General features: G+C 43.3%; 11 protein-coding genes and 1 pseudogene. 7 read left to right on the top strand and 5 right to left on the bottom strand.

Annotation, left to right across the window (positions count from 1 at the left end):
• Positions 1-245 precede the first annotated feature (245 nt).
• Entirely contained in the window at positions 246-404 is a 159-nt protein-coding gene (locus DWZ76_RS07770) for a helix-turn-helix domain-containing protein (RefSeq protein ID WP_333549080.1), read from the bottom strand.
• Positions 405-415: 11 nt separating this feature from the next.
• Between DWZ76_RS07770 and DWZ76_RS07765 the strand changes: the two are divergent.
• The 7 genes and pseudogenes from DWZ76_RS07765 to DWZ76_RS07725 all read left to right on the top strand — a co-directional run.
• A pseudogene (locus tag DWZ76_RS07765) lies at positions 416-526 on the top strand (AraC family transcriptional regulator); the annotation flags it as partial.
• Positions 527-658: 132 nt separating this feature from the next.
• On the top strand, positions 659-796 hold the full coding sequence (locus tag DWZ76_RS15050) for a hypothetical protein (protein WP_181357141.1): 138 nt from the start codon (positions 659-661) through the stop codon (positions 794-796).
• A 270-nt stretch (positions 797-1066) separates the two neighbouring features.
• Complete coding sequence (locus DWZ76_RS07755; RefSeq protein WP_007888235.1) at positions 1067-1669, top strand: Type 1 glutamine amidotransferase-like domain-containing protein; 603 nt, start codon at positions 1067-1069, stop codon at positions 1667-1669.
• Between the two features lie 288 nt (positions 1670-1957).
• On the top strand, positions 1958-2329 hold the full coding sequence (locus DWZ76_RS07745; protein WP_106999873.1) for a DUF2500 domain-containing protein: 372 nt from the start codon (positions 1958-1960) through the stop codon (positions 2327-2329).
• Between the two features lie 539 nt (positions 2330-2868).
• Positions 2869-3153, top strand: a complete 285-nt coding sequence (locus tag DWZ76_RS07735; protein WP_118472339.1) for an Ada metal-binding domain-containing protein — start codon at positions 2869-2871, stop codon at positions 3151-3153.
• 172 nt (positions 3154-3325) lie between these two features.
• Positions 3326-3616 carry a DUF4491 family protein gene (locus DWZ76_RS07730; RefSeq protein ID WP_182431291.1) on the top strand — a complete coding sequence of 97 codons (291 nt, stop codon included), beginning with the start codon at positions 3326-3328 and terminating at the stop codon, positions 3614-3616.
• A 277-nt stretch (positions 3617-3893) separates the two neighbouring features.
• Positions 3894-4256 carry a helix-turn-helix transcriptional regulator gene (locus DWZ76_RS07725; protein ID WP_118467674.1) on the top strand — a complete coding sequence of 121 codons (363 nt, stop codon included), beginning with the start codon at positions 3894-3896 and terminating at the stop codon, positions 4254-4256.
• A 262-nt stretch (positions 4257-4518) separates the two neighbouring features.
• Here DWZ76_RS07725 and DWZ76_RS07720 read toward each other — a convergent pair whose 3' ends face one another.
• From DWZ76_RS07720 to DWZ76_RS07705, 4 genes are all read right to left on the bottom strand, one after another.
• Positions 4519-5574, bottom strand: a complete 1056-nt coding sequence (locus tag DWZ76_RS07720; RefSeq protein ID WP_117795383.1) for a tyrosine-type recombinase/integrase — start codon at positions 5572-5574, stop codon at positions 4519-4521.
• Position 5575: 1 nt separating this feature from the next.
• Positions 5576-6415, bottom strand: coding sequence for a tRNA 2-thiocytidine biosynthesis TtcA family protein (locus DWZ76_RS07715; RefSeq protein WP_022358643.1), 840 nt, complete (start codon positions 6413-6415; stop codon positions 5576-5578).
• Between the two features lie 274 nt (positions 6416-6689).
• Positions 6690-8546 (bottom strand): NlpC/P60 family protein, encoded by a 1857-nt coding sequence (locus tag DWZ76_RS07710; RefSeq protein ID WP_118472337.1) that lies wholly within the window; start codon positions 8544-8546, stop codon positions 6690-6692.
• A 144-nt stretch (positions 8547-8690) separates the two neighbouring features.
• Positions 8691-9338, bottom strand: a complete 648-nt coding sequence (locus DWZ76_RS07705; protein ID WP_022358645.1) for a cytidylate kinase-like family protein — start codon at positions 9336-9338, stop codon at positions 8691-8693.

Genomic DNA, 9338 nt, shown 5'->3' with positions numbered 1-9338 from the left:
GATGCAGTAGGAGCATTTAATATCCTGCGTAAATATCTTTCCGTATCCGGAAAACAGAAAGAACTGTCCGTAACCGGACTAAAGAATCCAGAAATAATAAAAGTAGCTGTATAGCCGAAAGGTAAGCAGTAGTGGTGTCATGGACGCACCCTGAAAAAAGGCGGTATCCCGCCAGATTTCAGATGCTCTGGTAACTTAGTTACCGAGTAGTTCACATAAATTGGATTCTTATAATATTATGGTTTTCAGAACTTATTTCTTATCTTTTGGTATTCTCTAGGTGAATATCCTTTTAGCTTGTGGAAGAGTCGGCTGAAATAAAGCTGGTTATCATACCCGACCATCTTAGAAATCTCATTGATGGAATAAGTTGTTGTTTCAAGTAAAATCTGAGCATTGGTGATTCGGATTCCTACTGGATAGTGGATTTGAAAGTCAAAGAACGTTTAACCGAACATTTAAAGAAAGATACAAAATATCGCCGAGTGACTATCGGAGTAAATGCGTGAAAGATATGTTGTTATAAACGGTTCTATTAATGGAAAAGAGCTTTCTGTATCCACAAAGAAAAATCCGGAACGGAAGTTTCAGACGGAAACCCATACCGTTATAGGAAAAGCAGCCGGAGACTTCCAGAACCAACAGAAGATCCAGAAAAATGATCGTGAACAGAGGCTGGCAGGAATCTACTACAACCGAGGAAGAAATGCAGGCTGTAAACCGGAACATCAATGAGCAGAAAACGCAGACCATCGAGACGCTGCGGCAAACCATTAAGGAATGGGACATTTCATGAAGAATTGGAGAAACTGTTTCCAGAATTAAAATAGACACATATAATTGAACCGGCCTTTCATACATTGAGAGGGTATTCTTAATCAAAACATAAGGGAAATCCGTATAGAAATCAATGAAGATACAAAGGAAACAATGCAGGAGAAGATTAAACGGATGCCGGTTACAGAAGCAAGCCGAATGGCAGTGTACTAAAATTTGGTGGATGTAACTGAAGAAAAAATATGATATAATGTGAGTAACAAGTCGGGATTTATAAAGGAGAATATTGATGAAACTATTTTTATGTTCGCACTTTTCAAGTGTAGGAAGTCTGATAAAGGAAGAAATTGAAAATAAGAAAGTCGCATTTATTCCAACAGCTTCACTGCGTGAAGGCTACACCGGTTATGTCGGCTCGGCTCGAAAATTATTCAAAAAGTTGGGAGCAATCGTAACTGAAATTGATATTTCAACGGAGGCTTATTCAACGATACAGTCTGTTTTTGAAGAAGCAGATGTGATATATTTTACCGGCGGAAATTCTTTCTTTCTTATGGACCAGCTCCGTAAAACGGGAACTGATGGACTGCTGAAAAAGGAATTGGCAAATGGAAAATTGATGATCGGCGAGTCGGCAGGCGCAATTATATGCGCTCCAAGCATCCAATATATCGAGCAAATGGATGAAAAGCCGGAGGACTACTCACAAGAAGATGATGCAGGGATTGATTTGATTGATTTCTATGTTCTTCCGCATTATCTTACAGCACCATTTAAGAAAGTTACCGAGAAAATAATGACTGAGTTTTCGGATTTGAATCTATGCCCAATTAACAACCGTCAGGGAATTGTAATTGATGGTGAAGATTCAAAGGTTATTTGCAAAGACTAATTTGAAAATTTCAGTTTGCCGATGCTAAAAGGTTAAAACAGAATATCGCGGAGACGATGGACTATACGATTTATTAAAATATATTATCTATGCGAGTTTCTACATAATTGTGATTAAAACGGGTATGGATTTCTATGGGTATAAGCGCTTTCCGAAACTATACGAATCGTATTCTGCACCGTGGTATACAGAAGCATTACTGTATATCGCTGCCTCGCTTTTCGTGATTGTCGTATGTTTTGTGCTCAGAGTAATCATTGGACGAAAGATGAAGAAGAGGTGAGCTATATGTTTATGCTGTTTGAGTTTATGTTTCCGATTATCTTCGTAATGGTTTTTGGCATGATCATCTTCCAGTTTGTGACAGGAATCGGAACATGGCATAAAAACAATCAGTCACCGCGTTTGTCGGTGAGTGCAACCATCGTCGCAAAGCGTGAAAATATCACACATCATAGCCATGCAAATGCGGGTGACCTGTCTGGAACTCATGGCTACCATTCGACTTCAAGTACCAGCTACTATGTCACGTTTCAGGTAGAGAGCGGTGACCGGATGGAACTGTCGGTTTCTGGCAGAGAATATGGAATGCTGGCGGAAGGCGACATTGGGAAACTTACGTTTCAGGGAACGAGATATCTGTCATTTGAGCGCGTGTGATTCTGGAGGTGATAGTGTGAAAGGAAGTAGACGAGGAGGTGATTTTAAGAAAAAGTTTATGTCAATTCAAGTTAACGAATCCAGAATTAATGTCGCGATGGTCTTCTAATAATGAAGAACCAATGTCACATTATTTAAATAATTCATGTTACCGAGCACTCTGGAAATGCCCTGATTGTGGTGGCGAATATATAAGTTCTATTCGAGATATGGCAACGGGAAACGTGGATTGTGTGTATTGTTCAATGAAAGAAGTTCTTCCGGGTGTTAATTCCTTTGCCGTATTGCATCCGGATTTAATGAATGAGTGGAACCATTTGGATAACTATTTGTTATGTGATCCTGATCAGATTTTGGATAATTGCATAACACCTGTTTGTTGGACATGCCCAGTGTGTGCACACGATTATAAGTGCTCACCAAAGCAACGGATTCTTTATCAAAAACGAAACATGGATGCTTGTACTTTCTGTAAAGGTTTGCGAAGAAAGGAACGGCATTATATTTGACTAAGAGAAGGTCACTTTACATCCCTCAAAATGGGTAAAGTGACCTTTAACATCAATTATGCGACGGGGGACAGCTCGGCTTCTGGAACAAACAAGACGGCAGAAACAGAGCAGGCCACACAGGCTGTTACGCAGGCAGCTTCTCGGCAGACCAGCACGGAATCCTATATCCTCAATACCAATACAAAGAAATTTCATCGGCCGTCCTGTTCATCGGTCAAACAGATGAAGGAGAGTAATAAAAAATCCTCATCAGAGAGTAGGGATGCGCTGATTGCTGCAGGTTATGATCCGTGTAAAAAATGCAATCCGTAAAAATGTGTCAGATATTTAAAAAATATGGAAGAGGAAGGTTGTAGTTCTATATTGCAATACTTCTTCTTTGCGCATATTGGATATGCTGTTGAGGGCGACTGTTGCACGCAGAAGGTAAGTTGCGCCGGTCTGCGATAATGTGCTGTTTGTATAAGGAAAAGGACAAGGAGTTATGATGAATTTTAGTGGGATATTGATTGGTGTGCTTACCTTTTTTCTGATTGAATTGTTCCATCCTATTGTTATATATGCGGAGTATTACTTTGGAAGCCGCTGTTGGCCGGTATTTTTGCTGGTGGGCATTTTGTGTATGATTCTATCCGTAAGAATGCAGGAAATACTTTGGTCGGTTTCCCTGGGTGTTTTGGGCGTCAGTTGCTTTTGGAGCATTAAGGAACTGAAAGAACAGGAAAAAAGAGTGGCAAAAGGATGGTTCCCGAAGCGGAAGGTGGATAAGCACTAAAGAAGAAAGCGGGGAGATGAGAAGATGGCGGTATGGAGATTACAGGTGAATACTGGAGGAGCGAACGTTGCGGATTATTGCTTGCAAAACCATGTTGCAGCACTTTGGGCTGGCAAGGTACTTGCTATGGAACGTTTACGAAATGAGAGATAGAGCGTATGGAAATAATCTATACGTTGTCAACGCACCATAGCGTTTACTATACGTTCTATTTTTTGCCTTTTTAAGAAAAGTGATTAAAAAACTATTGACAATTTGTTACTGGGAGAGATAGAGAGTGCGTTTTGATGAACTTTTTGAAATGAGAAAACTGACAGGAATAAAATTAAAGGACTACATCAGTGGCAATGGATTCTCTAAGGTATCGTTCTGCAAAAAGGCAGAAATTTCTCGACCTACTTTAGATAAAATTTTAAATGGCGAGATAGATAGTAAAAGCTCATTCGATAAGCATTTGAATAAAATTTTTACCAGTTTGGGCATTGGCCCGGATACTTTGATGGAATTTTCAACGAAAACGCAAAGCGTAGATGCGATGTACTCGCAAAAGGCTCTGATAAATTATCAAATGAATGATAAGGCAAAGATGGAGTATGATCTGTTGCAGGATATTTTAAACCTTTGCAGTGTTTATTATTAGAGGCAGAAGGCTATGAGTGAACAAACTACAGCAGCCAACTTAGACGAAGTTATTGAGACACAGATGAAGCAGAGTGAGAGTGCTTGAACTAGGAAAACCGATGGCATAGACTATAAGCAGTCGAGGTCATCGGTTTTTACTTGGCAAATATGAATTTTAAACTTTATTTTAGCAAAATACTATTTTCACTTTACACGGAAATAAAGTACGAAATTAGCCTTTTTTACCTAAAAATTTTTTTTACTTTTTGCCTTTTTGCCCTTTACTCTATTTCTCTCAGCTGCACCTTATTCCTTGCGCTTCGCCGCCGTTCATCCTCCAGCGCCGCATAATGCTTCTTCGTCGTATTGACATCACTGTGTCCCAAAACATCTGCGACGAGGTAAATATCGCCGGTTTCACGGTACAGATTCGTGCCGTAGGTGCTGCGGAGTTTATGTGGCGTGATCTTTTTTAGCGGTGTGACGAGCTGTGCGTATTTTTTGACCATTTTTTCCACGCTGCGTACGTTAATGCGCTTACGCTGCATGGAGAGGAAGAGTGCTTCTTCGCTGCCTTCCTCTGGGACAATATGTTCACGCTCGCTGAGATAGTCCTGAAGCGCATATTCTACCTCGGCACCAAAATATACGATGACTTCCTTTCCGCCTTTTCGATGAATCCTAAGACCACCGTTTCGGAAATCAACATCGTTGATATTCAGTCCGACACATTCTGATACACGAAGCCCCGTACCAAGCAGAAGCGTCATCATCGCCAGATCTCGCAGCTTGGTCTTTGCATGGTAGGCTTTCTGTTTTTCGGTCAGACATTCGCCATCCTCAACCTCATCCAGGAAACGCGCCACCTCGTCAACATCGAGGCGTATAATTTCTTTTTCATGAATCTTGGGAAGCTGCAGAAGAGAAGCGGGATTATTCTGAATCCGCTCGGTCCGGTAAAAATAGTTGTAAAAGCTTTTGACCGTCGATACTTTCCGCATGATACCCCGCTCTGTATTCATCAGATCCTCACGTTTTTCGGTCGAATAACATTTCAGATACTCCATATATTCTTCCAGATCCATCAATTTGATTTCATCCAGAAGAGAGAGCGGCAAATCGCGCAGCTTCTTTGATTTAAGCTCTGGATTTGCTTGTTTCAGGAAATCAAAAAATGTCTTTAAATCATAGGCATACGCAAGCCGGGTGCGCGCTGATGTACGAGGTTCAATGCCGCGGAAGAAATCGGTACAGAACGGTGGCAGCTCTTTCAGAATGCCTCGGATTCGTTTTGTGTTTTCGATGTCTTCCTGTTCGTGGTAGGAGAGTGCAGCCATATCACAATTCCTCCTTTGGTGATGATGAAAGGTCCGAATGTATCAAATTTTTCAGGTGTCGATCGGTCCGTTCCGGCCATCCGGGATTGTTTCCATCAATAATCGCATGGAAAAAGCGATCCTTTACCCCCGGTGAATCATGGTTGAGTTTCCTTGTTAATTGTTTCACATACTCGCGTTTTGTTTTTCCATCTACGGGACATGGATTTTTACAGACAGGAAGATGATATTTGTTTTTAAATCCGATCACATCGGCTTCCTGGACATACATCAGCGGGCGGATCAGCGTCAATCCCGTTTTGTCCAAATGGGTTTTCGGCGAGAAGGAATAGAAACGCCCCTCATATATTAAGGATAAAAGCATGGTTTCGATCAGATCGTCGCGGTGATGTGCATAGGCGATTTTATTACAGCCAAGTTTCAGTGCCGCTTCATTTAAAGCGCCTTTTCGCATCTTGGCACAGAGCGCACATGGATTGGATTCCTGACGGGTTTCAAAGAGAATCTTGCCGATTTCCGTCGGGACGACCGTGTAGGGCACGTTTAATTCATCACAAAGCTCCTGAACCGGTTTTAAATCAAATGCAGCCGCATCCGATGAAAGCGTCGGCGACAACCGGTTCGAAACCTCCGGAGAAAGTGCCTGAAAGCCCAGATCAACTGTAATAGCACAAAGTTCAAATGGTTCCGGGTAAAACCGGCGAAGCCCCTGTAAAGCATATAAAAGTGTCAGGCTGTCTTTACCGCCAGAAATACCGATAGCTATTTTATCGCCGGATTGAATCAGACGATAGTCATCAACCGCCTGGCGGGTTAAACTTAGAAGACGTTGAAGTTTCATGAGAACATCCTTTCAAATATAACGAATGAATAGTTTAGCAAATAGATTAAGTGCATACACATATTTATATTTCAAACTATTCGATAAAGTAGGCTTTCACGAATAGTTTTGTCCATCTCCCTATCATACCATGTTTCCCTTTATTTGTAAATAAATCATTTTATGAATTATTCAATATCGTATTTCAGCATAAAAACAAACCTAAACACAAAATGGATGGATGCCGCCTTTGCCATTTACCAGCAAAAAAACAAAGGTAACATCCATCCAACTCTTAATCCAAAAACGCCCGGTAATACGGCCAGACCGTATGGACCTTTCCGACCGTTACATTGCTTGCACTGCCGGATTCATGTACGCCCAGTATGGTTCCGTCTGCGTTCCAGCCTAAAAACATTACAACGTGCGAATCACCGCCAAGCTGGACAAGCAAGTCGCCCGGCTGAAGCTCTGCGCTGTTGATCGCCCGTCCTGTCCGCACAATCTCGTAGGTGCTGGCGGCACCCATTCTATTGCCAAGCGCGGTCCAGTATACCCAGTTGACCCATCCAGAACAGTCAAGCCCTGACAAAATCCGTCCCTTGTAATCCGGGCTTGTCACGCTGGCAAAATGATTGCCGGAAAGTCCTGCTGTACTCGGTTTTCCTCCATAATAATATGGAATCTTGCCAACGGAATTGAGCGCGCATGTGATAACGGCACGCCGCTCCGGTGATAAATCCTCTGGAAGTAAATCCAGGTAAGACGCAATTTCTGCCGGTGTCAGCGGATTCCCGAGTGCAAACTCTGAACTGGCAATCCCGTACATTCCCTGCCAATCCTGAGCAGCGAGTGTCTGGGCGGCTGTCTGTTTTTCTTCCGTCCAACCCTGCCAGTTCCCGACAGCCTGATTTCCCGTTCCATCGAGTGCAAACAGATTATGCTTCTCTTTCAGACCGGTTGTCTTAACGGTAATGGTCAGATCAACATGTCCCGGGCAATATTTTCCGTTTTCATTTAATGTAACTGCCGCAGCGCTCTCCGCACTGAACGTCGCCTCTGACGGGGACGCTGCCGCTTTTGATTCGGCTGCCTGCTCCTGTGTGGAAGCCCCCGGTCCCTGTGCCGGTTTGACATAATTATTTGCTGTGGATGCCGCCTCGCTCTCCGTTAACGGCTCTTCTGCCGCTGTCTGACTGTCTCCTGCGCCCTGGGCATCTAAAGCCTCCGAGGATGCCTCTCCTGCTGCACTGCCGCTCTCCACATCGTCATCTGCTGTTCCCTCTGTCGCCGGCTCGTCCGGCAGTTCTGTACAGCCCTCACAGTAATACACATTGCTAATGCTCACGTGGTACTGGTGGGAACTGGTCCAGAGCTGATTGATATAGGTATTGAACAGGTCTGTATTTTTCCAGTCCAGGCTATATGTATATACATTTGCCATAGACAAAATATCGGTCGCATTGGATACGAGGGACGTCGGCTTTCCGTCTCCGTCACATATCTGGAAACGGATATTTTTCCAATTTGGAACTACCCAGCTCGCCGGGTCCTGTGCGTTATGCTCTGGATTGGAGGGATCATAGCTGCCGAGTACCTGTGCAGCTAGCAGCCCCATTTTCTGTGAAGCCGTAAGCGGTGTCGTCTGGATCCACCCGTAAATCTCCGATATCCACTGTGCATCCCGTGTTCCAAGCGCTTCGTACATCTTCGCGCCCCAGGTATCTTCTGTCCCCATACTCCGGAATCGTTTTGCAAGTTTATACCATGGAAGAGACTCAAATGCCGCCAATGGATCAGACAGATCAACAGCGCTCTCTTCCGTCCGGAGCGCCATCAGGTTATACTCCGTTTCCGACGGAATATATTCTTCCGAGTCTGCTCCCAGACCATTTAAAAATCGGGATGCCATGTGAATCGGGTGTACCATTTTCTTCATCAGACGGTCGCAGAAGGATTCGTCTGTATCATTTTGTGTCTCCTGGTCTAAAATCCCATCTGCAATCACAACTTTATCAGCAGGCACACCGACTGATAAATCCACCTCCGGGCGCACTGCTTCGGCAATCCCGCACAATAAAATACCCGATGCCGCCATGAGCGCCGTTCGGATTATATAAGAATGTCTTTCTTTCATCATCATTTTCTTCATGTATCTACATTCAAAATCTTAAGTAACTATTTTGTTTTTATACCCCAACGCAATCTCATCTTCAAAGCATCCAGGCGCAAAAAACCGGTGCGTCCTTTCTGATTCTTCACCAGATATTCAAACACACCGGTTTTAATTATACTTTTATGCGTTCTCGTTTATCTTAAGAAATTCTTGTTTCTTTTTGGCGAATTCCTTAATAATTTCTACGGCACCGTCGATGCCTACGACACTGCTGTTGATGCAGAGGTTATAGCTCTTGGAGCTGCCCCAGCGTTTGCTGGAATAATAGTTATAATAACCAGAACGCTGCTTATCGGTCTTGATCATCACATCTTTTGCCTTATCGCGGGTAATATTGTGACGTTTCATCAATTCCTGAATCTTCACTTCCTCATCTGCACAGATGAAAACAGACACTACGTTCGGATAATCTGCCAGCGCATAGTCCGCACACCGTCCTACAATGACACAGGATTCTTCATCTGCCAGTTTCTTGATCGTGTCAAACTGTGCCAGGAAAATCTTGTGGTTGATCGGCATATCCATATAAGCCGATGTATTATAACCCATCGAATAGGTGTCCATTACCAGTGAATATAAGAAGCTGTTGGTTGGTTTCTCATCATGCGTCTTAAAAAGCTCTTCACAGAGACCGCTGTTCTTCGCTGCCAGTGCAAGAAGCTCTTTATCATAGCACTTGATTCCCAATGATTCCGCCAGTTTTCGTCCAATCGCTCTTCCGGAGCTGCCGCATTCGCGACCGATTGTAATTACTAAATTTTTTTTCAT

This window comes from Clostridium sp. AF35-15 (genome assembly GCF_003477745.1).
Lineage (GTDB): Bacteria > Bacillota > Clostridia > Lachnospirales > Lachnospiraceae > Otoolea > Otoolea fessa.
The sequence above is the reverse complement of the archived record's forward strand: the minus strand, read 5'-3'. Positions and strand labels throughout refer to the sequence as shown.